25 protein-coding genes are annotated in these 26564 nt (G+C 58.6%); 16 read left to right on the top strand and 9 right to left on the bottom strand.

Annotation, left to right across the window (positions count from 1 at the left end):
• The first annotated feature begins 205 nt into the window (after positions 1-205).
• From IEX44_RS10855 to IEX44_RS10845, 3 genes are read left to right on the top strand one after another with little or no spacing between them, the layout of a single operon-like run.
• Complete coding sequence (locus IEX44_RS10855; RefSeq protein WP_188693151.1) at positions 206-469, top strand: PAAR domain-containing protein; 264 nt, start codon at positions 206-208, stop codon at positions 467-469.
• A 3-nt stretch (positions 470-472) separates the two neighbouring features.
• Positions 473-1930 (top strand): KPHS_23130 family T6SS system protein, encoded by a 1458-nt coding sequence (locus IEX44_RS10850; protein ID WP_188693148.1) that lies wholly within the window; start codon positions 473-475, stop codon positions 1928-1930.
• 49 nt (positions 1931-1979) lie between these two features.
• Positions 1980-5447, top strand: coding sequence for an ImcF-related family protein (locus tag IEX44_RS10845; RefSeq protein WP_188693144.1), 3468 nt, complete (start codon positions 1980-1982; stop codon positions 5445-5447).
• Between the two features lie 691 nt (positions 5448-6138).
• Here the strand turns inward: IEX44_RS10845 and IEX44_RS10840 are convergent.
• Positions 6139-7041, bottom strand: coding sequence for a LysR family transcriptional regulator ArgP (locus tag IEX44_RS10840; RefSeq protein WP_188693141.1), 903 nt, complete (start codon positions 7039-7041; stop codon positions 6139-6141).
• Between the two features lie 123 nt (positions 7042-7164).
• Between IEX44_RS10840 and IEX44_RS10835 the strand changes: the two genes are divergently transcribed.
• Complete coding sequence (locus tag IEX44_RS10835) at positions 7165-7770, top strand: LysE/ArgO family amino acid transporter (protein ID WP_229678982.1); 606 nt, start codon at positions 7165-7167, stop codon at positions 7768-7770.
• Positions 7771-7855: 85 nt separating this feature from the next.
• Positions 7856-8872, top strand: a complete 1017-nt coding sequence (locus IEX44_RS10830) for an LLM class flavin-dependent oxidoreductase (RefSeq protein WP_188693138.1) — start codon at positions 7856-7858, stop codon at positions 8870-8872.
• Positions 8873-8932: 60 nt separating this feature from the next.
• On the opposite strand, the gene IEX44_RS10825 is transcribed toward IEX44_RS10830, so the two are convergent.
• Entirely contained in the window at positions 8933-9514 is a 582-nt protein-coding gene (locus IEX44_RS10825) for a TMEM175 family protein (protein ID WP_188693135.1), read from the bottom strand.
• 152 nt (positions 9515-9666) lie between these two features.
• Here IEX44_RS10825 and gorA point away from each other — a divergent pair, with 152 nt between their 5' ends.
• A complete protein-coding gene (gene gorA / locus IEX44_RS10820) occupies positions 9667-11019 on the top strand; it encodes a glutathione-disulfide reductase (RefSeq protein ID WP_188693132.1) in 1353 nt (450 codons plus the stop codon).
• 165 nt (positions 11020-11184) lie between these two features.
• Here gorA and ahr read toward each other — a convergent pair whose 3' ends face one another.
• Positions 11185-12201, bottom strand: coding sequence for an NADPH-dependent aldehyde reductase Ahr (gene ahr, locus IEX44_RS10815; protein WP_188693129.1), 1017 nt, complete (start codon positions 12199-12201; stop codon positions 11185-11187).
• A 212-nt stretch (positions 12202-12413) separates the two neighbouring features.
• Here ahr and IEX44_RS10810 point away from each other — a divergent pair, with 212 nt between their 5' ends.
• The 10 genes from IEX44_RS10810 to IEX44_RS10765 all read left to right on the top strand — a co-directional run bounded on the left by IEX44_RS10810 (position 12414) and on the right by IEX44_RS10765 (position 21126).
• Positions 12414-12911, top strand: a complete 498-nt coding sequence (locus IEX44_RS10810) for a PTS sugar transporter subunit IIA (RefSeq protein WP_188693126.1) — start codon at positions 12414-12416, stop codon at positions 12909-12911.
• Positions 12908-13120: a hypothetical protein gene (locus tag IEX44_RS10805; RefSeq protein ID WP_188693123.1), complete on the top strand. Its 213-nt coding sequence runs from the start codon at positions 12908-12910 to the stop codon at positions 13118-13120. Before IEX44_RS10810 ends, IEX44_RS10805 begins: the two co-directional genes overlap by 4 nt.
• A 322-nt stretch (positions 13121-13442) precedes the next feature.
• The gene (locus IEX44_RS21050) at positions 13443-13916 is read left to right on the top strand and encodes a type IV pilin protein (RefSeq protein ID WP_188693120.1); all 474 of its coding nucleotides are present in this window, start codon (positions 13443-13445) and stop codon (positions 13914-13916) included.
• 5 nt (positions 13917-13921) lie between these two features.
• Positions 13922-14434, top strand: a complete 513-nt coding sequence (locus tag IEX44_RS10795) for a pilus assembly FimT family protein (protein ID WP_188693117.1) — start codon at positions 13922-13924, stop codon at positions 14432-14434.
• On the top strand, positions 14415-14858 hold the full coding sequence (locus IEX44_RS10790) for a PulJ/GspJ family protein (RefSeq protein ID WP_188693115.1): 444 nt from the start codon (positions 14415-14417) through the stop codon (positions 14856-14858). The genes IEX44_RS10795 and IEX44_RS10790 overlap by 20 nt, the downstream gene beginning before the upstream one ends.
• Complete coding sequence (locus tag IEX44_RS10785) at positions 14855-15607, top strand: hypothetical protein (RefSeq protein ID WP_188693112.1); 753 nt, start codon at positions 14855-14857, stop codon at positions 15605-15607. The genes IEX44_RS10790 and IEX44_RS10785 overlap by 4 nt, the downstream gene beginning before the upstream one ends.
• An 8-nt stretch (positions 15608-15615) precedes the next feature.
• Complete coding sequence (locus tag IEX44_RS10780) at positions 15616-17484, top strand: serine-rich family protein (protein WP_188693109.1); 1869 nt, start codon at positions 15616-15618, stop codon at positions 17482-17484.
• A 103-nt stretch (positions 17485-17587) separates the two neighbouring features.
• The gene (locus IEX44_RS10775; protein ID WP_188693106.1) at positions 17588-18169 is read left to right on the top strand and encodes a DUF2889 domain-containing protein; all 582 of its coding nucleotides are present in this window, start codon (positions 17588-17590) and stop codon (positions 18167-18169) included.
• Between the two features lie 141 nt (positions 18170-18310).
• A complete protein-coding gene (locus tag IEX44_RS10770; RefSeq protein ID WP_188693103.1) occupies positions 18311-20023 on the top strand; it encodes a hypothetical protein in 1713 nt (570 codons plus the stop codon).
• 32 nt (positions 20024-20055) lie between these two features.
• Positions 20056-21126, top strand: a complete 1071-nt coding sequence (locus IEX44_RS10765; RefSeq protein ID WP_188693101.1) for an acyltransferase family protein — start codon at positions 20056-20058, stop codon at positions 21124-21126.
• On the opposite strand, the gene IEX44_RS10760 is transcribed toward IEX44_RS10765, so the two are convergent.
• The 6 genes from IEX44_RS10760 to IEX44_RS21045 form a co-directional block, all read right to left on the bottom strand.
• On the bottom strand, positions 21107-21595 hold the full coding sequence (locus tag IEX44_RS10760; RefSeq protein WP_188693098.1) for a GNAT family N-acetyltransferase: 489 nt from the start codon (positions 21593-21595) through the stop codon (positions 21107-21109). The two genes, IEX44_RS10765 and IEX44_RS10760, sit on opposite strands and share 20 nt — an antisense overlap.
• Positions 21596-21614: 19 nt before the next feature.
• A complete protein-coding gene (locus IEX44_RS10755) occupies positions 21615-22484 on the bottom strand; it encodes a GNAT family N-acetyltransferase (protein WP_188693095.1) in 870 nt (289 codons plus the stop codon).
• Positions 22485-22598: 114 nt separating this feature from the next.
• The gene (locus IEX44_RS10750; RefSeq protein ID WP_188693092.1) at positions 22599-24305 is read right to left on the bottom strand and encodes an ABC transporter ATP-binding protein; all 1707 of its coding nucleotides are present in this window, start codon (positions 24303-24305) and stop codon (positions 22599-22601) included.
• A 13-nt stretch (positions 24306-24318) separates the two neighbouring features.
• Positions 24319-25386 carry an ABC transporter permease gene (locus tag IEX44_RS10745; protein WP_188693091.1) on the bottom strand — a complete coding sequence of 356 codons (1068 nt, stop codon included), beginning with the start codon at positions 25384-25386 and terminating at the stop codon, positions 24319-24321.
• Between the two features lie 13 nt (positions 25387-25399).
• Positions 25400-26338 (bottom strand): ABC transporter permease, encoded by a 939-nt coding sequence (locus tag IEX44_RS10740; protein ID WP_188693088.1) that lies wholly within the window; start codon positions 26336-26338, stop codon positions 25400-25402.
• Between the two features lie 22 nt (positions 26339-26360).
• Positions 26361-26513 carry a hypothetical protein gene (locus tag IEX44_RS21045; RefSeq protein WP_229678980.1) on the bottom strand — a complete coding sequence of 51 codons (153 nt, stop codon included), beginning with the start codon at positions 26511-26513 and terminating at the stop codon, positions 26361-26363.
• Positions 26514-26564: the final 51 nt, after the last annotated feature.

The raw sequence follows: 26564 nt of genomic DNA, 5'->3' as shown, positions 1-26564 counted from the left end.
ACAGAGGGCGTTGCCGAGCCGGCAAGAATGACGGCATGCAATAAATATGTCCGCAAATACACGATTGCCTTGGCCGCACAGAGAGCCTTGCATTTTTTGCTCAAATCAATCCCGAAACCGGCTGCATGGGCTTGGAGGTTGAGATAAAAGGAGATATCCATTCAGTCCATTACGCTCAAGTCTTTTCTGAATAAGGACCGTTCGCATGCAAGCATTTATCCGTGTAGGTGATAAAACCACTGGTGGCGGTGAAGTATTGGCTGGCTCACCCAAAATGATTTTCGAGAACAGGCCCTTGGCCCGTAAAGGTGACCCGGTAACCTGCCCTAAAAAAGGCCACGGCGACAATGTCATTGCCGAGGGCGACGAGCACATGACCGACAACGGCATTCCTATAGCACTGCATGGCCATCGTTGTGCCTGCGGTTGCACGTTGATTTCGTCATTGCCGCACGCAGGGAAGCTGTAAGTCATGCCGGTTGAGCTGGAAGACCTGCCTTCACGCAAGGTGTTCACGTTGCGCCCATGGGGGCCGATGGTGTGGGTGGCTTTGTTTTTGTTGTGTGCCCTGGTCGGTATGGCTGCCGTGACCTTCTTCTGGCCGGCGGGCAAGCCCACCATGACGCTCAAGTGGTGGAACTGGCTGGCGATATTTCCTGGCTGTGTGTTTGGGGGTCTTTGTGCTCTGTATTACGTCGTGTTTGGTACGTTGCACAACGAAGTGATTGACTGGAACGAAGACCACGATGATGTCTGGGATGAAGAAACCACCCGAGGGCAAAAGACGATTCGCTTGTATCAGATGGCTTACGCCACGCCACTCGGTCTGAGCCATATGGCACAGCAACTCGTAGACAATAAAAGCGCATTGAGTACCGTTGATATCGATGGATTAGGGCATGTCACCTGTGCGCCATTTTTGCCCAACCTGCTGGGTATGTTGAGTCATGGCGGGCAATCCAGTGATTTGGATGCCGATGAAGCCGCTATCGCAGCATATAGCAGTGCCTGGGATGAAGCGGACGTACCGGCTGATGAAGACGCCATGGTGGAGCAGCAGGGCCAATGGGATGCAATCGGCGGTAAAGATGTTGCATCTCCAGCAAAAGATGCCCCTGCGTCAGGAAAACTCGCCGCCGCCGTGCTATTACCCGCACTGTATGAACATCTGGCGCTTGCCCATGCCAAGGCATTGCGCTCAGTGCCTGTGTCCCGCCTACGGGTTTGCCTGGCCTTCAACGAAGCGCTTGGCGCGCTGGACCCGGTCAAGGTCTGGCAGGAGGCGTGTACCAAGGCAAACCTCGGGCTCCCTGAGCCTGAACTGCTCCCCGACGGCCTGATGGCGCTGGACCACTGGCTGGATGAGCGGGATTCGGGCAAATCGTTTCCGCTGACGCTGGTCGTGTCGGTCACCCGTTTCGATGCGCCGCCTGCTCGCGGTGGTGATGCGGCGGTGGCCATGTTGCTGGGGCCGGATGTCAACGACAAACACCTTGCGCTGCCGCCCATTGCGTGGGTGCACCGGCCGGAACTGCTGGGGCGGGTGGATAACCCTGTACCGCTCTCCATGGAATACGCGTTGCGCTGGGGCGGCTTGTTGCCCGAGCTGCTCGGCCATGTGTGGTTCTCCGGTCTCGACCAGGACGCCCAAGTATCGGTGCTGTCGGCGTTGCCGGGTATCGGTTTGCCACCGGATGACCATCCGCGCATCGATGTATCAACTGCGCTGGGGTACACCGATGTCACCGGCGGCTGGCTGGCTCTGGCTGCGGCGGTGGAGCACGGTCAGGGCAACGGCAAGGTGCAGTACATCGTGGCTGCCGACCCCGAAGCGGTGGCAATGGTGGTCGAACCGGTCCAGCACGTTGCCGAACCGGATGATGCCGCTGATGCCGGTGAGCCGGCAGAACCTGTCGCACAACCTGCCTGATTTGGTTTTCTCTTGATATTCCCGATATTGCTGCTCCGGATTCCTTTTGATGTCTGAAGTTACACCCCGCCGTCGCCAGGTTGTCCGTGGCGTCCTGGTCCTGATTGCCATTGCCGCCATTGCGGCGGCCTGCTTCATCTGGTCGGACGATAACCACTTTCCCACTCCGTTGCAGAAGCAGCACGCCATCATGCTGTTGCTGGCCAGTTTGCTGGGTGTCGTCATTCTCATCGCCCTGTGGGGTACCTTTCGCCGTAAAAGCCGTTACCGCATGGACTGGCACGCGCGCAAGGTACAAAAACAGCCCGTCAAACCCGCCAAACCCGACCCGTTCCTGCCATTGCATCGTTATCTCGAATCGCACTATTCCTGGCTGGAGCGACAGTCCAAACCGTGGTTGCTGGTGATGGGCTCAGAGGCGCTGGTGAAGGCGCATTTTCCGTTTCTGGTGGAGCAACACTGGCAGGATACAAAGCAAGCCGTGCTGGTGTGGGCGGGGGATAAAGAGATTGTGCCGCCCCGAGGGTGGCGGGGTTTGCGTGGGGCGATACGCAAACCAGCTGAGGGCATCATCCTGGTTTCGGATGGGGTGACGGCACATGGTCGTGACGTGGCGGACCTGGCAAGGGCATCGGGCTTTGCCTTGCCGGTCCATGCGCTGCTTGCGCCGGCCGTACCTGGTTACCGGCTGGATGACGCACCGGACATCCTGCTGGCTTGCGCACCTGCAGTGCTCCAGGACACACAACAAACCGGGGCGCTGGTGCAGAGACTGGTTGCCCCCTTGTCGCAAGCCGGCATGGCGGCGGTGTGCCAGGACCGCAAGGCTTGCTTTGATATTGCTTTGTCGCAGTACCTGGAACAGCAATCGGGTGCGCTGGGCCGGTGGATGGCACAGTGGACCCAGTTCCTGCCACGCCAGCAGGAGGTTCATGGGCTGTGGTTTGTCCCCACACCGCCGGCCATTCAGTTGCCGGACCGCACGGGGGATGACCAGGCCATTCTGCAGTCGCGTGCGCAGGATGCTGCGCACGATATCCGCCTGCCCGTGTCCTGGCTGCGCACTTTCCGTTGGGCCAGACGACCCCGGCTGGCATTCAGCGCGTTTGACTGGTGCTGTTGTATTGGCACGATGCTCGCCGTGCCGTGGGGCTTGGGCACCTGCTACTCCTACACCCAGAACAAACGATGGGTCACGCAAGTCCACAGCAATCTGACCCGGATGCAGACCGCCGCCAGTCTCAAGGCCGCCTTTCCGGCGATGATTGTCGTGCAGGGCGATATTGCGCTGTTGGAATACCAGCAGGCGCACGGTGCACCGTGGCTGACCCGTTTCGGCTTGAACCACAGCGAGCAGCTCCTGAGGGCGATGTGGCAGCCGTATGGCCTGGCCGCGAACAAATGGCTGGTACAACCGGTGCAGCAACAGTTGGCTGCCCAGCTCAAGGTGCTCAACATCGTACCGCTGGATGGGGGCAACGGAGTTGAAGTTCTGGGGGATAGCGCGAGTACGGCTCCCCAGGCCAAAGACCAGAGCAACTCACCGGAAGCCATCGGCAAATCGGGTTACGACACCCTCAAGACCTGGCTCATGCTGAGTGACGCCAAGCATGCTGACGGTGGGTTTCTCGCCCCACGCCTGGCGCAGACCGGCAGGGTGGTCTGGCCCGCGTTGCCGATGGATTCCGTGGGCCAGGTGGCCACCTTTTATGCGAATCATCTGGCCGCACAACCAGGCTGGCAGCTGGCGGGAAATGACGACATCTTGTTCGGCGCCCGCCAGACCCTCTCAGGGTTGATTGACCTCAAGCAGGCCGATGACACGCTCTATCACCAGTTGCTGGCCGATACCAAGGCACGTTACCCAGACCCGACCATGGGCCAGTTGCTTGGCGGCCGGGATTTCCGTGGTTTATGGTCAGTACAGGGTAGATTGCCGGGCACCTTTACCCGGCAGGCGTATGAGGGCTATGTGCGTGATGCTATTGTCCAGCTATCAAAACAGACCGGCACCAGCGGCGACTGGGTGCTCGGCCAGCAAACCAGCCAGCAGGCGCAAACCCCGGAAGACATCCAGGCCAGCCTGACGCGGAGATACTTCACCGATTTCGGCTACGCCTGGCAGAACTTTCTCAACAGATTGGTCTGGGTGCCGGAGAGTGGTCTGTCCGGTACTGCGCAACAATTACGGACCTATGCCGATGCTCAGCAATCACCGCTCGCGGCATTGATGAAGACCATTGTCTGGCAAGCCCAGGCGGGAACCCAACAACACAACCTGGCCGACTCGCTGGTCGAAAAAGCCAGAAATGCCTTTAGCAACAAGAGTGCTGACCCGGCGCAACAACCTGCCATTACAGCCCTCGTTGGTCCGCTGACCGACACCTTTGGCCCCTTGCTGCGGCTGATGGGGCCCGAGACCAATGGCGGAAGCGGCACTTCTGGCGCCAATGGTGGCGGCAGTGGCAACGCCGGCACCACACTCAGCCTGCAAAGTTACCTCGACCGTGCCAGCACCGCCCGGCTGGTACTCGACCAAGCACTCGCCGCACCGGACCCTGATGCCTTTGCCTTGCAAGCCGCCCAAGCCGTGTTCCAGGGGCAAGGGGGCGACATGGTGCAGGCTCGGAATGAAGCGCGGCTGGTCGCGGCCAGCCTCGGCAGTGGGTATGCCGGCATGGGGGACAACCTGTTCCTCAAACCGCTCGAGCAGGCCTGGCTTGCGTTGATGCAACCTGCCTCGGCCAGCCTCAACAGCCTGTGGTGCGACAGTGTGTGGATACCCTTCAACAGCGCCATGGGCGGTCGCTACCCGTTCAACGATACGGACAAGGAAGTCGGTCTGGCCGAACTGGCCCGCTTCATCGCCCCGCAAGGTGTTATCGCCGAGTTTGCCAAAACGGAGCTGGGCGGATTGCTCAAACGCGAAGGCGACCAGTGGGTACCGAATCCGCTCAACGCCCAGTCGGTCCGCTTTAATGTGGACTTCCTGAATGCATTGAACAAGCTGTCACGGCTGTCCAGTCGTCTGTACGCCGAAGGCAACGGCAAAGTGCGTTTTGACCTCATGGCCATGGGCAATCCCAAGCTCACCGACAGCAAACTCACAATCGACGGCCAGACGCTGGACTACTTCAACCAGCAGCAATCGTGGGAACGCTTCAGCTGGCCTGGCAGCGACCCGGACAAAACCGGTGGGGCGCTCAGTTGGGACCGGTTGCAAGGTGGGCCGACGCAACAAGAGAAATACATCGGAACCTGGGGTTTTATCCGGTTACTGGATAAAGCAAAAGTGGAACAGGTCGACCGTGCAGACTGGCGTATCGACTGGGCGCTGGATGAGCAGACCCACCTGCGCTATGCCGTTCGTACACAAAGCGGTGCCGGCCCGCTGGAACTGCTGCAATTGCGTCATTTCAAGCTGCCGGAAAAAATCTTTATCACCGGACGGGAGATGGCTGTGGTGACCCCAGCCCTGCGGCCCTCCGGGCTGCCCTCAGTCGGTCGGGAGCCTTGAGTCTCCCTCTACTCCTTCGGCGCTTGGCTTTAACGGGGGAGGAAAGTCAAAAGCAACACCAACGGCAACGGCAACGGCAATTCAACACGCATTCCACTGACTCGCCATTCCGGTCCTCGGCGGTCCCCTTGCGCCGGAATCCAGCTGCAACCTCTGCATATTACTCAGGACAATTCAGGACGGTCGCGGTAAGCCACCGCAAGCGGCCCGTTGGGCTGCGGACTGGATTCCCGCTTCCGCAGGAATGACGAGGTGGTGAGCGTGGTGAACCGTTCTTGGCAAGCAGGTGGTTTGCGGGGTTGGGGTTGTTTTTGATGTTGAAGTTGCTTTTGACCTGCCTCCCCTCCGGCAGCGCCGAGCATCGCAGTGAGGGCCGGGGTTTCGGCGTAAGGGTGTTTGAGCGAAGCGAGTTCCCTGGAGCCAGCCGGACTTCGCGAGAAGCGCAGGGAACCCGTAGGGCGCTGTCGTTAGGGGTCGCCTTTCTTTGGTTACTTTCTTTGGCGAAGCAAAGAAAGTAACGTGGGCCCGGCACCCCGGGTATCAAAAACAACCGCGCCGCAAGGCGCTAACATCCCCAACAACATAAACCAGGCCAGCCCCCCCCGGATTCCCGGCCGGAAGTCCTCCATCCGGGCTACACAGTCGCCTTGCCACAAAGCCCGCCTGCAACGGCGCGCCCGGGTGACTTCTGCTAGTCAGTAACACCCCCGCCCAATACCTCCCGCGCCGCCGCCACAATCCGCTGCGTCAGCGACTCAAGCCGTGGCGATTGCACTTTCCAGGCATGCCAGTACAACGCCACATCCACGGGCTGATCGGGCGCGACATCAATCAACTGGCCCGATGACACCAGATCACCATATTGCTGTTCTGGAATCATTCCGTACCCCAGACCCAGCTTGACTGCCGCAAAGTACGAGTCATGAGACGGGATGTAGTGACTGGGATAGACGTCCCGGGTCAGGCCAAAACGCCGTTCCAGAAAATCGGCCTGGAGCGAGTCCTTGCGGTTAAACACCATCACCGGGGCTTTGCGCGCCGCTTCACGGGTGAAGCCATGGCCAAACCAGCGTTGGTAAAACTCGGGCGAGGCCAGCATGTGATAGCGCATGACGCCCAGGGAATACGACTGGCAACCACGCATGGGCTCAGCCTCGCTGGTCACGCAACCCGTCGCCTCGCCCGATTCCAGCCAGGCAAAGGTGTGGTCCTGGTCGTCCAGCATCACATCCAGCAATACATTTTCTTTGAGCAGCAATGGTGCGACAGCGGGGACAAACCAGGTACCCAACGTGTCTGCGTTGATGGCCAGGCGCACCACCAGCGGTGCACGCGCGTTGTCGGCCAGTTCTGCGGCCAGTTCCTGGTCGAGCATGGCCGTGCGCCGCAGGTATTGCAGCAAGCGCTGCCCTTGTTGCGTGGGGCGCGCCGGACGACTGCGAATGATCAACGGCTGGCCCAGTGCGGTTTCCAGCGCGCGGATGCGTTGTGATACTGCCGACTGGGTGATATGCAGACGCATCGCGGCAGCATCAAAACTGCCGGTTTCGATCACGGCAAGCAGTGCGTCGGTCTGGCGGTGGTCCAGGTTCACGGCACCCTCCTTCATTAGCCATTTTTATTCAATCTGAAAGATATTAATAACTCTTCTCTGAAGATCGCAAGCCGTTCACAATCCGGCCAGATTCAAGAACAAATGCATCAAGGGATCACGGCGATGATGTTTTCAGCGTGGCTTAAAGGCCTGGGTTTGGGTGGCAGTTTGATCATGGCCATCGGTGCGCAAAACGCGCATGTGTTGCGCATGGGCTTGTCGCGCCAGCATCTGGGGCTGACCGTCAGCTTGTGCATTCTGGCGGATGTTTTGCTCACGGCAGCAGGCGTTGCGGGTGTTGGCGCGTTGATCGAAGCCAGCCCCGTGTTGATGACTGTCGCCCGCTGGGCAGGCGCAGCGTTTCTGACCTGGTATGGCATCCGCGCTTGGCGAGCGGCGTTTGCTACCGATGCGCTGCATGCGGCAGGCGGCGTCGCGGTGCTGACCTGGCAACAAGCCACATTGACCATTCTGGCGCTGACCTGGCTTAACCCACACGTTTATCTGGATACCGTGGTGCTGCTGGGTTCAATTGCTAGCCAGCAAGAGCCCGTTACACGGCCGTGGTTTGCCGTCGGGGCCATGACGGCCTCTTTGCTGTGGTTCCTCGGCCTGGGTTACGGCGCGCGACTGTTATCACCCGTGTTTGCCAATCCACGTGCGTGGCGAGTGCTTGATGGCATTATCGGTGGGGTCATGCTGACGCTGGCGGTCTCACTGGTGATCTGATTCTTCATTCAGTCACTAGACCGATCGTCTTGCAATTGCCCGCTGCGGCCCCATCTATGCGTCTTCCCTGCTTGCCGGAAAGACCATGACAACACGCATCAATATCCCGGTTTCGATTCTTGACCTCTCGCCCATTGTGGCGGGCTCCAACCCGGCCAAGGCGCTCGCCAATACGCTAGATCTGGCCCAGCACGCTGATCGCTGGGGTTTTCATCGTTACTGGCTGGCAGAGCACCACGGCATGCGCGGCATTGCCAGCGCGGCCACTGCGGTGGTGATTGGCCATGTGGCGGGCGGGACAAAACGCATTCGCGTGGGCTCGGGCGGGATCATGCTGCCCAACCACGCGCCGCTGGTGATTGCCGAACAATTTGGCACGCTCGAATCCCTTTACCCTGGCCGGATTGATCTGGGCCTGGGCCGTGCCCCCGGAACCGATCAAGCCACCATGCGCGCGCTACGACGTGATTCTGGCGCAGATGGCGACCAGTTCCCCCAAATGCTGGACGAACTGCGCGCGTATTTCCGGCCTGATCTGCACGGTGGTACCCACGGTATTCACGCGGTGCCAGGTGAAGGCCTGGATGTGCCCATCTGGCTATTGGGTTCGAGCGGGTTCTCTGCGCAACTGGCGGGCTACCTGGGCTTGCCTTTTGCCTTTGCCGGCCAGTTTGCCCCGCGCAACATGAAGGCCGCGTTTGAGTTGTACCGCCACACCTTCCGCCCATCGCGCGTGCTGGAACAGCCTTATGCCATGGCCGGGATCAACGTGATTGCAGCCGATACCGACGAACACGCCGCCTTCCTGGCGACATCGGCCCAGCGCCGTTTCCTTGGCATGATCCGCGGCAACCCTGGCCCGCTGGAAGAACCGGTGACCAATATCGATGACTACTGGCAACCGCATGAGCGCGCTTCAGTCATGGCGCAACTGGGCGCCTCCATTGTTGGCAGCCCGGTCACCGTTAAAGCCAAACTCAATGAATTCATTGAAGAATATGGCGTTAACGAAGTCATGATCAATGCCGCCGTGTATGACCACGCCGAGCGCCTGCGCTCTTATGAGATCGTCTCTGAGGTGTGCGAACTCCCGCGCAATTAAGCGGTTACGCGCAACAAAAAGCCGGCACATTGCCGGCTTTTTTCATGCAGTGGGTACCGTTTATTCTTCCACGGCATGGGCTGGTTCAAAGCGTCTGTCCGGCACCAGCCACAACGCAGCGACACCGGCATAAAACGCGCAGGCCAGCGCGCTGTATATAAAGGCGCTGCCGACACCCGCCGCATACAGCACGATGGAAATCCGCCCTTTGATATCCCGTCCCAATGAGCGGGCCAGTTTTGATTGCTTGCCGTGCCGGGCAATCAACGCGCAGGTCAGCAGGTAATACGCAAACGCAGACCCCAGTAGCACCACGCCGTACAGCGCAGCCGGCCAGGCCAGATTCGGGTGTTCGCCCAGCCAGGCCGTCGTCACGGGAATCAACGATAGCCAGAACAGCAAATGCAAATTAGCCCACAACACACCGCCGCTCACCGAGGTCGCTGCGTGGAACAGGTTGTGATGGTTATTCCAGTAAATACCTACGTAGATAAAGCTCAGGATGTACGCCACCAGCACTGGCCACATTTCCAGTAAGGCAGACAGTTCACCCCCGTGCGGCACTTTCAGTTCCAGCACCATGATGGTGATGATGATGGCCAGCACGCCATCGCTGAATGCTTCCAGTCTGTTCTTGCCCATCCGCGCTCCATGACTGCGAGATCAAAACCCGCAGCGTAGAGCACGGTCATGCACACTGGCAATCTGTCTGTGGGCCGGTTGCGGCTTGCGTTCGGTCTGGCTTTAGGCCAACACTCAAGACAATCGCGGTAACGATGAACGGGAGGCTTTACATGCAACACCCTGATGTAGATCTGTTTGTAATTGGTGGCGGTTCTGGCGGCGTACGTGCAGCGCGCATTGCGGCCAGCCATGGCGCCAGGGTGGCGATTGCCGAAAGTGCCAACTTTGGTGGCACTTGCGTCAACCGGGGCTGCGTGCCCAAGAAGTTGATGGTGTATGCCAGCCGTTTCCCGGACCAGTTCAAAGCCAGCCGCGGCTATGGCTGGTCACCCACCGAATCCGTTTTCAACTGGCATGACCTGATCACCCACAAAGACACCGAGATCAACCGGCTGGAAGGGATTTATCGCACCAATCTGGAAAAATCCGGTGTGTCCATTCACGCTGACCATGCGGAAATCGTGGACGCACACACCATCCTGCTGGGCCTCAGTGGCCAGCGTGTCACCGCAGGCACCATCCTGATTGCCACCGGCGGTCACCCCACCCGACCAGACTTCCCCGGCAATGAACTGGCCATTACCTCAGATGAAGCCTTCCACCTGCCAGAGCTGCCCGAGCGCGTCCTGATTGTGGGTGGGGGTTATATCGCGGTGGAATTCGCTGGCATTTTTGCCGGGCTGGGGAGCGAGGTCACGCAGGTCATCCGGGGTGATCATCTCTTGCGTGGTTTTGATACCGAGGTAGCAGGAATCCTGGCTGAACATCAGGCACGGCGCGGCATCAAGCTGGTACGCGGGCAAAGCCTGCAACGCATTGTGCAAATCGCTGACGGCCTGCGCGCCACGCTCAGCGATGGCCTCACGCTGGATGTCGACACCGTCATGCTGTGCACCGGCCGTGCCCCGAATACGCGCGGTCTTGGGCTGGCCAATGTCGATGTCAAAACCAATGAACACGGTGCAATTGTGGCTGACCGTCACGGTCGTACCAACGTGCCCTCTATCTATGCAATTGGCGATGTGACTGACCGGCTCAACCTCACGCCTGTCGCCATCCGGGAAGGCCAGGCCTTTGCCGACCGTCTCTACGGCGGATTGACCGTGCCTGATTTCGATTACGAAATGGTCCCGACTGCCGTGTTCTCTACGCCGGAAATCGGCACTGTCGGTCTGCCGGAACACATCGCCCGCGAACGTTACCCGCAATTGAAAGTACTCAAGACCAAGTTCCGGGCGATGACCCAGTTGTTCGGCGGTCTGGAAGATCAAGTGTTCGTCAAAGTGCTGATCGACGGGCCGAGCGACAAAGTCGTTGGCTTGCACTTGCTGGGGGATGGCACGGCGGAAATGGCGCAATTGATTGGCGTGGCGTTGACCGCGAATGCAACCTGGGCAGACTTCCGCCACACCGTCGCGCTGCACCCGACTGTCGCTGAGGAAATCGTGACGTTGAAGGGGTAAGTACTGGCAGATTGATGACTGACCAGGCAGGTCACACCCCGCAGACTGCTGTGCCTGGGTTCCAGCCGGTTTTGCGACTGGATTCCCGTCTTTGTTGAAAACACACGGCAGTCAGGAGGGCCAAACGCAACAGACACCACGCATCTGGCCCTCAAAAAAACCGGGCTACATATCCAGTACCACCCGATACCGCGCTTTGCCATCCCGCAGATGCTGGAGCGCCTCATTGATCCTGGCTATCGGGTAATGCTCTACCATTGGCACAATCTCGTGGCGGGCGCAGAAGGCCAGCATGTCGGCAATCACGGCAGGCGACCCGGTCGGCGAACCAGACACATCCATCTGCTTGAGCAAAAGCGTGAACACCGTCAGCGGCACCGGCTCTGGCACGGCACCCACAAAGTGCAACCGCCCTTGCGGTGCAAGCGTGCCAATGATGGCGTCCCAATCCAGCTTCACGTTGGCCGTGACCAGCAGAAAATCCAGGGTCCCTGCAGCGGCTTTGAGTTCAGCCGGGTCTGTACTTACCACCACATGATGCGCACCCAGCTTGCGGGCTTCGTCGTGCTTGCGGGCCGATGACGTAAACGCGGTGACCTCGCAGCCCCATGCGCTCATGAAGCGGATGGCCATATGCCCCAGACCACCAATGCCAATCACGCCCACGCGGCTGGTCGGCTTGACGTTGTGGACCACCAGCGGCGCAAACACCGTAATACCGCCACAAAACAGCGGGCCGGCTGCGGCCGGGTCCACGCCGTCCGGCAATGGAATAGCCCAGGCCCAGTGCGCGCGGATACGGTCTGCAAAAGCACCGTGACGGCCGATGATGGTGGGCTGGACGTCATTACACAAATGCTGGTTGCCACCAATGCACGAGTGACAATGCATGCAACTACCCCGGTTCCAGCCAACCCCTACACGCTGGCCAACCTGCAATCCCTTGGCCTGACTCCCCAACCGCACAATACGGCCCACGGCCTCGTGACCGGGTACGAACGGATAGGTGGTCATACCCCAGTCGTTGTCGATCATCGAGACGTCAGAATGACAGATGCCACAGTAGTCAATCTCGACTTCCACTTCTTCATCGCCCAGCGCGCCGGCGTCAAAGTCCAGTTGTTCCAGTGGTTTGCCAGCAGCGGGTGCAGCCCAGCCATGAAAGGTGTTGTCGCTTGCCATGAGGATGTCTCCGGGTAGAGGGTCATCACGCACTTTAGGCAGAGCGCTGCCCTTTAGCCAGGCGTTTTACACAGCAGGCCGACCTCTGCGTTTTTACTCTTTTTACGACGTCATCCCCGGTTTTTTACGCGTTGTTTATATGCCGTTTCATACAGTGGCATTGCCGATACGCGTACCTCGTACCGGCATCCCGCACCACACAGGAAAACATCATGTCCTCACTGGCTGATCTTTGCCCACCCTCCAGCATCTTGCTGGATGTTCCGGCCCGTACGGTAAACGATTTGTTTGAACACGCGGCCAGCTTTGCCGAACACCATTACGCCCTGCCCGCCAGCCTTGTGCTGCAAAAGCTGCTGGACCGCGAGCACCTTGGCACCACCGCCCTGGGGCGCGGAGTGGCCATTCCGCATGCGAGAATTGAAGGTCTGGACTATCCGGTCATGATTTATATCCGGCCTACCTTGCCGCTGGATGCCGATACCCCGGATGGCAAAGGTTTGAGCGAGTTCATTTTCTTGCTGATGCCGGCCAGGGCCTGCCAGCAACACTTGCAGGCCCTGGCCGATGTAGCATCAGCCCTGCACCTGCGAGATTTTCGTCAGGCGCTACGCGAAGCCCGCAACCAGACCGCCGTGCACCGGGTATTAGCCACCGCCCCCATGCACCTTTCCGTACAGCGCCGTGGTTTGCTGGAGAACGCATCATGAGCCCACTGCGATACCCGGGCCAGTTTGCCCTGCCGCAACAGGCCGAAGCACCGTCGGCCGAGCCGGCCCCGACTATCACTACGAACGACTTGCACGACTTGCCCGGTATGCGGCGCTGGTTGCGCTACACCACGGCGTACTTTGAAGATCGATCCGTCATTTTTGGCAGCGACTTCCTGGTTCATCGCCAACGCATTGTGCGCTTCTGATGTCCCGCCTGAATGGTCACGGCGATGGTGACGGCCGAAGCAGTGACCATTCTTTTTCTGATCCAACACGTTAATTCGTAAAGCTGACTTCAACACTTCATGACGTGAAATCACGCCTGATTTTTGGCTGATTTATTCACTTTTCATAAAAAGTACGGTTCTGGCCGCGATTATCTGGCGGTATAGTCGTTGGCATATATAAAAAAGCTTGTGGAGTATCGCAGCAGGCCGTTTCCTTAAAGATCAGATACCCAGGGAATTTGCGGCGCGCTGATCAGTCTTTACTCCTGTGAAGCCACATTAAAAAGAGTCCATCGCCGCCATGACCGCACAAACCCGTCCTGTTTTCCGTCCGCATCGCTTCACCGGTTTTACCCTGGTCGAACTGATCGTCACGATTGCCATCGTGGCAATTCTCACCGCCATAGCCGTCCCGACTTACCGTAACTACATCGTCAAAAGCCATGTCAAAGGTGCTGGCGCTGATCTGGTGGCGCTGGCACTGGTCATGGAAAACCAGCATCAACTGACGCTGGCGTATCCATCAGGGTCAAACCTGGCCACAAGCTCCAGTACCAATACCACTTCTTTTACGGCCTTTGGCCCGGCCGAAGTGACCATGTTCAACTATTCGGCCTCAGTGACATCCGGCACGACGCCAACTTATACCCTGACGGCGGCTGGCCGTAACGGTCAGGTGGTGTCCGGTTGCACGCTCACGATGACCAATGCCAACGTGCGCAGTTTTTCGGCAGGATCAGGCAGCCCGGCCTGCGGCGGGTTGACCAGCTGGTAACGCAGATGACGACGCGACGTTTGCGCGGATTTACGCTGGTTGAGTTGCTGATCAGCCTGGTTGTTCTGGCTGTCTTGTTGTTCATGGGGGTACCGCTGACCATGCAGTGGGTGCGCTCATCCAACCAGCAAGCGGGCCAGACGCTGTTTGTCAAAGGCATGGCCATGGCCAAGTCACGCACATTGCGCAATAGCGCTGGCGCCCTGCAAAGCGAGCCTGCCGCATTTTTACTGTTAAGCGCAGGTAATGTGATTTGTGTTCAGGAGGCCAGTTATGCCACGGCAGCCAGTGCCACCAATGTGCCACGCACGCCGGCCAACAGCTTTAGTTGCACTGGTGCGGTGTGGACCGGCACGTTGCCATCCGCCACAACCGGCCTGCTCAATAACGCTGCAACCCAGTGCGTGGCGCTCAACAATGCCGGCTTGCCGGTCAGCACCACGCTGGGCGCAACCGCTTGCGGCACTGCAGCCAGCTACCAGGTCACGGGGATGTCCAGTGCGCTCACGCTCAACTAGATGGTTCGGCCAATATGGCGGCGTACGCTTGCAACGCGGTGCGACGCTGTTTGAAGGACTGATTGCCATGTTGCTGGTCGCAATCGTCGGTGTCGGACTGACTTACGTGCTCTCGCGCTCTGCCCTCAGTCAGACCACGCTGAACGCTCAGAACACCGTCATTAATCAGGTCAGAACCCAGCTGATGCAAAATACGGGCGGCATGCGCAATTTGTGTAACGTCACAAGTCCCACGCCGATTCCGGTACCGCTCAGCAGCAGCGGCACGGTCAATGCCAGCACCAGTTTCACCTGTAATGTCATCCAGGGCTCAGTCTCGGTCGGTAGCAGCACCCAACCGGTGTTCGTACCACAGCTGAGTACCAGCACCACCGATACCGCCGGTTTGCTGGGCGGCTCACTCACGCTTGGAAACGGCTCATGATCCGGCACCCGGCGTCTCAGCGCGGCTGGACCCTGACCAGCTTGATGGTTGGCATGGTGGTGTCGCTGCTGGTCATTATCGCCATGTTGGCGTTGTACCGGGTTGGCGCACGTCTGACTTTCGATCCAGTCAGCGGCATGCAACCGGTGGCAGCGCAAGACCGGCAAGCCACAACCGGGTTTCTGACCGCGCAAAATCTGCTGCAAAGCGCCGGATTCGGGGTCAGTGGCGCCAGCAAAACCAGCGACTTTGTCATCGTCAATACCGCCAGCGGCGTGAGCACAGCCCAAACCATCCCCAGCAGCGGTTCCGTTACAGGCACGGCAATCTATTGGGATAGCAATACCAACCCCACCGGCACCGCCAACTGGGTCTGCCAGGGCTTGATCAGCCAGTCCAGCCAGGCGTCTTCGACCTTGCCGGTGACCTGGTCGTTATCGCTGGTACAAGCAAGTTCGAATTGCAACCCGGTGGCAAGCAAATGGAACAGCACCACCTGGAGCAGTACCACCGTGCTGGCCAGTGGCCTGCCGGCAGCGGTGACCTTTACGGCCAGTGCCACTGCCGGGGTGTGCTGGCCCTTCGGGGCAGAGGTCAACACCGCCGCGCTCACCCAGACTGCGGCCTCTGCCGTCACCAGCCTCGCCAGCAGCCAGTCTGCCAGCGCTGGATTATCCGTACAGATGAACTGGTCGACCAATAGCGGTGGTAATAGCTGGTCTAGCTGCCTTTCCAATTTCACCCAATGAGTATGGCCATGCGTCAGCGCCCTTCTCTCTCTGCCCGGATGCACACCCAACGCGGGATCGCCGCCATTTTGCTGGTGCTGATGGTTGGCTTGTCGCTCAGTGCGGCCGTTCTTGGCACCATGTATTACGTCCATAGCGAGCAAGACAGTTCGCTGACTGCGCATAGCGCCACGCAAGCGCAATTAAAAGCCTGGACGGGCGTAGAAGCATTCCGGCAGTACCTGTATCAGGCTGGGCAGACTGCGGCCAGCGCGCTGACTGTCAACAGTGCGATCTCCCTCAGCGGTTTGCCAGGTATCAGTGGTCTGGTGGCGGGGGTCAATTCGACATCAACCAGTTGTGTCTCGTCTGCGGCGACCGGCTCAGTACAAGGCACGCTGGTTACCGCCAACTTTACCGGTAGCAGCGGGGGCGCGACCTCAACTGTTCAAGCAGTTTACTGCGTCATTGCAGGTAGTTCGGGCACGGGCAACAGCATTACCAACGCCATCAACTTCAATCATGACGTCACCCTGGGTGGCAGTATCAATTTCTCGACATCCACCACGACCGCCTCCAACGCGGTCATCAACGTAAATGGTTCATTTACTGCGACCAGCATTTCGCTGACCGGGGTGCAGGTGATCAATGCCACCGGCAATGTCGCGCTGGGCAGCAGTGCGCAGGTGGGCACGATCAACTCCAACGGCTCTGTGGCATTAAGCGGCAGCGCCAGCGCGGTGTCGATCAATGCGATTGGCGATGTCTCGCTCACTGGCGCAGCGCATGCCGACACGGTGAACACGCAGGGCAGTGTGAGCATGGACAGCAACTCGATCGGCACGCTGCACGCACAAAAGAATCTGACCGTATCCAGCAGCGGTACAGTGACGAGTGGCATCATCGGAGGCACACTTTCCAAACCCAGCTGGAACAACGGCGTAAATGTCACCGTACAGCCCAATTACACGGTGGCGATCAACCCGGTGTCTTTGACCACCCAGCAGATCGATGCCAACCAGCTGCAGTCAGTCGCCAATTACATTTTTGATATTGATAGTAGCGGGTACCGCAAGGTGACCGTGGCCAATGTCAACGGCATTACCGCTGGCACCTACTATCTGGGTAACTACGACAGCACACATCAAGACTATCTGTGTACGGCACTGGCCAGCGGCTCAACGCCTTCTGCCCCCACCTGCAGCACGCCAGCGGTGGGCTCGTCGGCGACCATCTGCAAAGGGTATTCCACCAGCAATCCGTGCTTTAGCTACACCACCAGCACCAGCATGTGGAACATCAACGGCTCCAGCATTGCCCAAGGGGTAGCCTGGTTCCGTGGCAATCTGACCGTAGGCAACGGCGTGTACTACAACACGTTTATCGCGACCGGCAATATTTCTACCAGCGGCAGTGATGTGGTCTATGCACCTGCCTTTGCCGGTTACAACGGGGTGGTCAATGGCACCACTTACGCGCCCACCGGGATTTGCGTGAACAACAACTTTGCCACACGCTGGCCCACCAATTTGTGTACACCTGCGGCCAGCCCGACCACCTTCAACTACAGCGCCACGGCTGTGGCCAATTACGCTTTCCTCGCCGGGAGTGCCACCAACGGGGTGTACTCCGGCGGTAACGTCTCACTGGGTTCCAGCACCGTGGTGTACGGCAGCATTCTGGCCAATAACCAGTTCAACAGTAACGGCAGCACCACCATCTACGGTTATGTGACGGCTTCAGGCGGCACCGCCGCCAACAGCCTGGGCGCCAGCACAACGATCAACCTCAGTACCCTGCCGCCAGCCTATCAACCGGGTGCGGGTCTGGGCACAGGCAGCGGAAGCAGCAGTGCGACCAGTGTGACCTCAAAAGTGTTGTGGACCCGCTATCTCTAGCGTGTATCAAACGCGCTGCCAGGGGCAAACTGCAATGGCCTGCCTGGTGGGCAGCGCGCACAATCGGATGCCTTGATCGCCGCTGTTTTTGAAGAGACCGCTTATGCCACTGAGCCCGCCCGCTGCCCGTCAGCACTACCACACCCGTCAGATCCAGTGTGAGGGCTTCTTGCGCGATGATGGGTTGTGGGATATCGAAGCATCCATCACGGATACCAAGGGTTATCCGGTTTCGTTTTACGATGGACGGCAACTGCCGGAAGGTGAACCACTGCATCTGATGCATGTCCGGCTGACGCTCAGCGATCAATACGAGATTGTTGCCGTCGAAGCCGCCACCACGCACTCCCCGTACACCATTTGCCCGGAAATCGCCGCATCTTATCAACGCCTTGTGGGTCTGCGTATCGGGCCTGGTTTTAACCGCAAGGTGCGTGAGTTATTCAAAGGCCGGGACGGCTGTACCCATATCACAGAACTACTGGGGCCGATGGCCACGGTGGCTTTTCAGACCGTGTCTTCCGGCTTGCGCAAGCGCGAGGCGCCGCAACCGGCAGTCGGGCCGCGCACCACGGCACAGGCACGCTTGCTGGCGCGGCTGATTGATTCCTGTCATGGCTGGCGCAGTGATGGCGAACCGGTGCGAGTGCAATTCCCGGAGCACTACACCGGCGACACACCGTGATACAGCGACTCACGTTCCGACTATTGGTGCGACGCACAAAATATTGCTTGCAAAATAAGTCAGTCGTGACAAACTGAAACTTTCTTGGTTATATCGCCAATACAAAGCACAAATGTATTGTGCCTCTGTACAGGAAAGCGCATGACAATTCCGGACACGCTGCTACGGCGACACGGCTTGTTTTTGGCCGTCGTTGTGGTGTACGCCGCCGTACTGATCACATTGGGTCCGCTAGCCACCAACGACGGGCCTATCCACCTGTCCTTCGCAGACATGCTGGGTCATATTGGCGACGCGGACTGGCCGTTGCAGTCGCAAATGTATATGTCCGCCGGTACGCTGCAGCCCAATATGGCGATTTACGCCATCCTGCGGGGCTTGATCCTCGTTGTGGCACCTGATCGGGCCGAGGCCATTCTGCAAGCTCTGTGCCTGGTCGGCCCGGCGGTGGCCGCATGGTATGCACTGCGCAAGATCAACCCGGACAACGCCTGGCTAGCCCTGTTTGCCTTGCCCCTGCTAGCCAACCAGTTGTTTTTCCTGGGTTTATATAATTTCTTGTTTTCGCTGACCGGGTTTTTCCTGGCTATTGGCTGGTATCTGGACCTGCGCCAGCACCCAAAACTGTGGCGGGGGTTGCTGCTCGGTGTGGTGTTGGTGCTCACCCTGTTGAGCCATGCTGCCGGTTTCATCATGGCCGTTCTGGCGCTGATTGCGCTGGAGATTGTACGTCTGCTTGGCGACTGGCACGCCGGCGTGCGTGGCCGGGCACTTTGGACCGTGAGCGGCTGTGTGGTACTCGCCCTGTGTTTACCGCTGCCACTCATGGCCTGGTTTGCGCTACGCCAGCACGGCTACCCGACCGAATATGGCCCCAAGCTCCACGACCGGGTTTTCTCTATGGCGCGCGGCAAGCTGTTCCGCCTGCAATCACGCGATAACTTGCTGCTGCCACATGGCTTGATGGCCCTGATGCTGCTCACATTGCTGGCTACCGTGTACAAAATCTGGCGCGAACGCCATCACCTGTTGCGTGGTGACGCTACCCTGTTTACGGGCGTCGGCCTGACACTGTTGTTCTTCTATGGGTTTTGCCTGGTCGTGCCTGACGTATCTGGCGGTGGCTGGACCCACTTCCTGCGCGCCCAGTTGTTCCCCATGTTATGGGCGTTACCGTGCGCTGCGCTGCTGATCAACAAGTCGTGGATGCGCTGGAGCCTGGCCACGCTCGCGGTCATCATGCTGGTTGTACAGTTTTATCAGACCTGGACGGCACAAGGTCAGGTACGCCAGCAACTGACCGCATTGTCTGCCATCGATGGTCAGATCGGCGCCCACTGCACGGTCCTTCCGGTGATCGAGTCATCCACCCAGTTTGATCAGAAAGGAATCCCCAATCCGGTGGGCTACGAGCCATTGTTTCAGGCGACAAACCGGCTGGAACTGGATCGGGACCGGGTGGTGCTGTTCAATTTCCTGGCTCGCTTGAGTGTCTATCCCATCCAGTTCCGGCCTGGTCATGACACCCAGGAGTTGCTGTATCACTGGGAACCCCAGCAAACCGCCGTGAATGTCCAGCGGTTGGACGTCGGCCGCTTTGAGCAGAAAACAGGCATACCGGTTGATTACGTTCTGGTATGGGGGCAGCCGCGTGAGAACGATCCGGTCTCACCCCAGGATACCCAGCGCGTTTTGAACAATGCCTCGCTGGTGTATCAATCAGTCGACCAGCAAGTACGGCTGTATCGCCGCAACCAGGATATGCCCACCATGTGCACCAGCCAGTCCTCGCACATGGTGACCAGCGACAAGTTTCAATCCGCAGCGATCAAGGACCGCCTGCGACAGAATTAGGCCAGATGAGGCCAGCAAACAAAAGGTAAAGGATGACGCGTGATCTCGTGCTGGATGGATTGAAAGGCCTGGCCGTTGTTTCCGTGGTCTTTATCCATTCTGTTTTCTGGAGTGGTGACAGCTATACACCGGCGTGGCTGCATGGCGCCTGCTTGTGGCTGGATGTTCCCCTGTTCTTTTTTCTTGCCGGCTGGTCTTTCAGCAAGGTCCCCAGCCCGCAAAAAGCGTGGCAGAACCTGTGGCGCCTGCAGCGGCGCTATATGGTATTTGTCGCACTGGTGTGGCTGGGCTACTTGCTATCCGGGCATCATTTGCCGCCCATACGCCTTGTAGAGTGGTTTCTGCACGACTATCACAAAGCGGAATGGGATGACGCGGTGATGGGGTCGATGTGGTTCATGCGTGTGTATCTTGGCGTTAGCGCCGTTGCCATCACGCTGATCTGGTTTCATGAACGGGCCGCCCTGCCCGTCGCACTGGTTCTGGTTGCCGCACTGTTTTTCTCGCAACTCGCACCGGATGCGGACTGGAGCGCAGGCTGGCTACCCGTCGTGGCATTCGGCATGTTTTACCTGCCATTGTTTTTGCTGGGTTACTGCCATGCCACAGGACAATTACCCGGATACTGGTCGGCTTTGATTGCGCTACAGGCAATCTGGCAACTGTGTTGTACCCCGGATTTACGCAATGCACTGATCCACCTGCAAAGTTACAAGTTTCCGCCCCAGGCGTTGTACTTTGCTGCTTCCTGGTTATCCGTGTGCGCGCTTTTACTGATGGTACGTTTGCGCCCGGTGGCATGGCTGTTCACCCGCAAACCGCTACTGTGGATGGGCCGTAACGCCATTTATGTCTTCTTTGCCCAAGGCATATCTGCCACCTTGATGTACGCTCCGGTCGGCTTGCTGAATGATCTGCAACTGCAGTGGTATGTCCTGCTACCGCCGATGTTCGCGCTGAATCTGTATTGCACCATCATGGGCGCCCGCTTGCTCAAGGCCGTTGAAGAACGGGTAGAAAAAAACCTGCCGACCACATCGCCACCCCGCCAGGCGCCCGTGCCAGCCCCGGCAGCAAGACGGGCTACAAAGCGCGGCGCATGACAATTACCTCATCGGTATAACCGTCTACATCCCTGCGCTCGATTTCAACAAAACCGAGGGCCTGCCAGAAACACAGCGCCACGGTATTACAAGCCACGACACCGAGCCGCATCTCCGTACACTGCCAACGGTGTGCCGTGTGCAGCACTTGTTCAAATGCCTTGGCACCCCACCCCTGCCGCTGCCGGTTTTCTACCAGCAACAACAAGCCCAACCAGGCGCAATGGCGATCTGGATAGCCGCGAATCAAATCCACAGCACCAATGACCTCCGAACCATCGATCAGCAATTGAACAAATTTGTCGTCATATCCAACGCCTGGTGGCAATGCATCCAGCGCTTGCCGCGCAGCGTCTGGTTGCGGCAGTTGTCCTTCTACCAGGAGGGAATACGTCGGGGCGGCGTCGAACACGGCCTGTAATGCCGCCTCATCCCCTTCCGCATGTCGATCCCGCCGCCGCATCTGCATGTGTAATCTGCCTGCTTCATCAAACTTGCACGGTCACTGCTTCAGCAACAAGGCGCACATGCAGGTGTTCACCAATCTGTACATAGCCGATGCGTTTATACACGGCGTTGCTGGTCGGATTGGCCAGATCGGTAAACAGGAACAGGTCTTTGATCCCCCGATCAAGCGCAACATGAGAGACCGCCGCGACCATGGCACCGGCACAGCCACGGCCACGAAACGCAGGCAACGTGTAGACCGGGCCGACCCGGGACAACGGTGGTTGATATGACCCCGCGCAAAAGGCGGCATCTTCACCATCGACCTGCCAGATCCACAGCGTTTGTACCGGAGATTCCAGTTGCGCCTGGATACGCTCTGCCACCAGTTCATCGGGCTCGGGGATATGGGCTTCATGCGCAAAATCAATCCAGTGCTGGATCAGCCAGGCGCGATCTTCTTCCGTTGCCGGACGCAACCGCCCCGCCGCAGCGGTACCAACAGGTGACCCGAACAACTGAAAGTTACCCAACGCAGCGTGCACTTCGGTGCGGTGACTCTGTTCGTAGTGCGCGGCCAGCAAGCGCGCGTTGGGCGCCGGGCCGACAATATCGGTCGGCGTGAGGCCCTCACTCGCCAGTTCAGCCACCAGCGCCACACAGGCTGCTTCATCCAGATCGGTAACGATGAGCGATAACCGGGGATCGGGGCCCGTTGTGAGGCATGCGCCCACAATGGCATGACCACGCTTGATCAGATACAGCCGCCGATCATGAGCGACCATCAATGCCGGGGTAGTGCGCAATGCGCCGTTGTAAAGCTGGTTATGAATAGCGTAGTTGTCGCCCAGCCATGCGCCGAGTTGTTCGGCGAAAGCACGGGGGTCGAAATGGCGTTCGATATGCGTCATGCGATCCTCCTCAGGGCAGATCATCCTGACTTGATGCAGCGCAAAACGCAAATACCTCTGTATCAAAAAAACAAAGCCCGACATAAGCCGGGCCTTGTTTTCAAGCCGCACGAATCAAGCCAGCACGGGTGCGCCACCGGTCCAGCCCTGCGGGATGGAATCCAGTAAGCGTTTGGTGTAGCTCTCCTGGGGCTGGCGATAGATCGCATCGGCATTGCCTTGCTCCACCACTTCGCCCTTGTTCATCACCAGCACTTGATCCGAGATATGTTTGACGACAGCCAGATCATGCGAGATGAACAGGTATGACAGCTTGAATTCATCCTGCAGATCCTGCAGCAGGTTGAGCACCTGGGCCTGGACCGAGACATCCAGCGCCGAGACGGATTCATCACAAATCAGCACTTCCGGCTTCATGGTCAGGCAGCGCGCAATTGCAATCCGCTGCCGCTGACCGCCAGAGAACTCGTGGGGGTACTTGAGCAGCGAGCGTGCCGGCAATCCCACGCGGTCCAGCAGGTCTTGCGCCATTTTGCGGCGTTCTGCCGGGTTGTTGCCAATACCGTGCAGCATCATGGGTTCAGACAGAATTTGCTCAACCGTAAAGCGCGGATTCAACGAGGCATACGGGTTCTGGAAAATGATCTGGATACGGCGCTTGTAAGCGTGGAACTCTTTGGGCGACATCGCCAGCAAGTCTTTACCTTCAAACAGCGCCTTGCCGCCCGTGGCTTGATGCAAACGCACCAGGGTCAGGCCCACCGTCGTCTTGCCAGAGCCAGATTCGCCCACAATACCCAGCGTTTTGCCTCGTGCCAGTTTGAAAGACACATTTTTCACTGCATGGAACTGTTTTTTGCCGAACAACCCGTGGCGGATATCAAAGGATTTGGCCAGCCCCTGGACATCCAGCACGATTTCATCATCACCGCTGTAACCACGCTGGCGCTCGCCAGCCGAGACGTAGCCCCCTGGTTTCATGAAGTCATCAATCACCGGCAAACGCAGCGGACGGTGATCCAGTTGCGGACGGCAAGCCAGCAGGGCCTTGGTATAGGCGTCTTGCGGGTTTTCAAAAATCTGTTTTACGTCGTCGCTTTCACGGATTTCACCGTGGCGCATGACCACTACCTTGTCGGCAAACTCGCCCACCAGACCCAGATCGTGGGTAATGAACAGCACGGACATACCGCGCCTGGCCTGTAGTTTGGCAATCAGCTCCAGAATCTGTTTCTGGATGGTTACGTCCAGCGCCGTGGTCGGTTCATCCGCAATCAACAACTTGGGCTCACACGCGATGGCAATGGCAATCATCACCCGTTGTTGCTGGCCGCCAGAGAGTTCATGCGGATAAGCCTTGATCTTCTTTTCCGGGTCAGGCAAGCCAACCTCGATCAACAACTCCAGCGCGCGTTTGGCGGCCGCGGAGCGCGAGAGTTTCGCATGCAGCATCAGGGTTTCGACAATCTGGTCGCCCACGGTAAATACCGGGTTAAGCGAACTCATCGGCTCCTGGAAGATCATGGCAATGTCTTTGCCGCGCAAGCGGCGCAGCTCGGCGCCTTCCAGCTCCAGCAAATTGCGGCCTTCAAACAGGATCTGGCTGGCCGGATCAATCAACGTTTGCATGGCTGGCAGCAACTGCATGATGGCCATCGACGTCACTGACTTGCCGGAACCCGACTCGCCCACCAGCGCTACCGTGGTGTTTTTCGGGATATCCAGGTTGATGCCTTTGAGGGCATGAAACGGCTCGGCGTCTTCCTGTTTGAAGCGCACATTCAGATTGCGGATCGACAGGAGGGTTTCTTGTTGGCTCATGGTGTCGGTCCTCTTACTTATTGGCTTTGGGGTCGAAAGCATCGCGTAGTCCGTCAACCAACAGACTGAATGCCGTCACTAGCAGTGACATCGCGATCGTCACCGCCACCATTTGCCACCAGACACCTTGCACCAGTTCGGCCGGCGCTTCGGCCAGCATGGAACCCAGGCTCACTTGGGTGACACCCACGCCAAAACCCAGGAACGAGAGGATCGCCTCGTACTTGATCAAGGCCACCGTCAGCAGCGAGAACTGCACTAGCAACAAATGCGAAATATTGGGCAGGATATGCACGAAGATACGGCGGGTATCACTGGCGCCAATCGCACTGGCGGCCTGGACGAACTCGCGGTTCTTCAGCTTGAGGTATTCGGCGCGCACCAGACGATAAGTGCCCGTCCAGCTCGTGAGCGCCATCACAATAATGATGGTTTTGATACCGCGGCCAGCCACAGCTGCAAACGACAGCAGCAGCAACATGTCCGGCACGCTGGTGAACACACTGTAGAACCAGTTCAAAAAGTCATCGACCTTGCCGCCAAAATAACCAGAGATCGCGCCCAGTACCGTGCCCAGCAACAAGGTGAACAGCGCACCAAAGATGCCGACAAACACCGAGGTCGATGTCCCCTTGATGGTTTTGACGATGACGTCACGGCCACGCAGATCACCGCCAAACGGCAGCGACTCTCGTAGCGGCGTTTCCACCGAGGCGTACTTGCCCATGTTCTGGCGCGCAATGGCCAGCTCCTTGCCGATGGGGTCTTCGGCCTCGGTCATGGTGACGATGGGCGCATCGCTCCTGGCGCCCGCCTCTTCTTCAGCGGGCGGCAGCGTTTCATCTGCGCTCTGGGCCAGCCACGATGGCGGCGCATACGGCACGGCCACTTCTTTGCGCCAGCCATCGCCAATGATGTTGAACCAGCCCGCAATGGCAATGGCGAGGAACGCGCCCACCACCATCAACGAAACCATCGCAATTTTGTCGCGTTTCAGACGGCGCCAGCCCAGCGCCCAGAACCCGCGATGCACTTCCGGCGTGCTATTCATGGCCGGAGCAGCCTGTACAGTACTTGTCATGTTGTGTCTCCGGTTACTTGAGTTGCACGCGTGGGTCGATCAGCTTGTAGATCAGATCGGCCAGCAGGTTAAAGACCATGGTGGCCAGTGCGATATACACCGTAATGGCCTTGATGATCGGGAAGTCGCTGTTGTTCACAGCGAGCACCACCGCGTTACCCATACCCGGAATGCTGAAGAAGGTTTCGAGCACCAGCGCACCAATCAGCAGATACGGTAGCGACATCATCACCGTCGTCACCACCGGAATCAGTGCATTGCGCAGTACATGCTTGAGCATGACAACACGCTCAGACAAACCCTTGGCGCGCGCCGTGCGCACGTAATCGTTGCTCAGTTCTTCCACAAAGAAAGAACGGTAGAAGCGGATATCCGGCCCCAACGACACCATCAAACCCATCAACATCGGCAGCGGCACGTAGTACCACAGATTGTGGAACGCCGAATTACCCCAGCCCGATACCGGAAACAAACCCCACTTGTAGGCCAGCCAGTATTGACCGGCAATGATGTACACCAGTGCGGAGACCGACATGGCAATGGTGCAGCAGATGGTGACAATGCGGTCCGTCAGGCCGCGGCGGAAATACGCCACGGTCGCGGCCAGCGGAATGGCAATCAACAAATCCACCACCAGCATCGAGCCCGTCAGCAACAAGGATGGGCCAATGCGCGAACCAATAATGTCGGACACCGGTTGCTGGGTAGACCAGGAGGTGCCGAAATCGAGCGTCAGCACCTGTTTAACAAAAATCATGAACTGCGCGAACTGGCTTTTATCCAGCCCTAGCTGTGCGCGGATATTGGCCAGCGATTCGGCCGTCAGATGCTTGCCAGCCAGCACCAGCGACGGGTCGCCACCAAATACGTTGAACAGGACAAACACCAGCAACATCACCCCGAACAGCGTCGGGATCATTTGCAGTACGCGGCGAACGATATAAGCGAACATGTTGGCGGCTCCCGGAGCCTGATTATGGTCTTTGCACGCCAGCGTTCATGACGCAGGCGGTGCGATACAAGGCGCAAGTCGCGCCGCGGTACTGGTACCGCAAGCGGCTTGCAACGCCGTAGCGTGCCGCTTGCGTCTTGAACCCGAAGGGCCGGGCCATTAAAAGGTCATTCACTGCGTTGTACTCCTCGCCAATAACTGGCTATTGGCTGCGTCGTACGCCTTG

Origin of the sequence: Silvimonas amylolytica (assembly GCF_014645555.1) — a bacterium.
GTDB lineage: Bacteria > Pseudomonadota > Gammaproteobacteria > Burkholderiales > Chitinibacteraceae > Silvimonas > Silvimonas amylolytica.
This window is presented reverse-complemented; position numbering and strand designations above follow the sequence as displayed.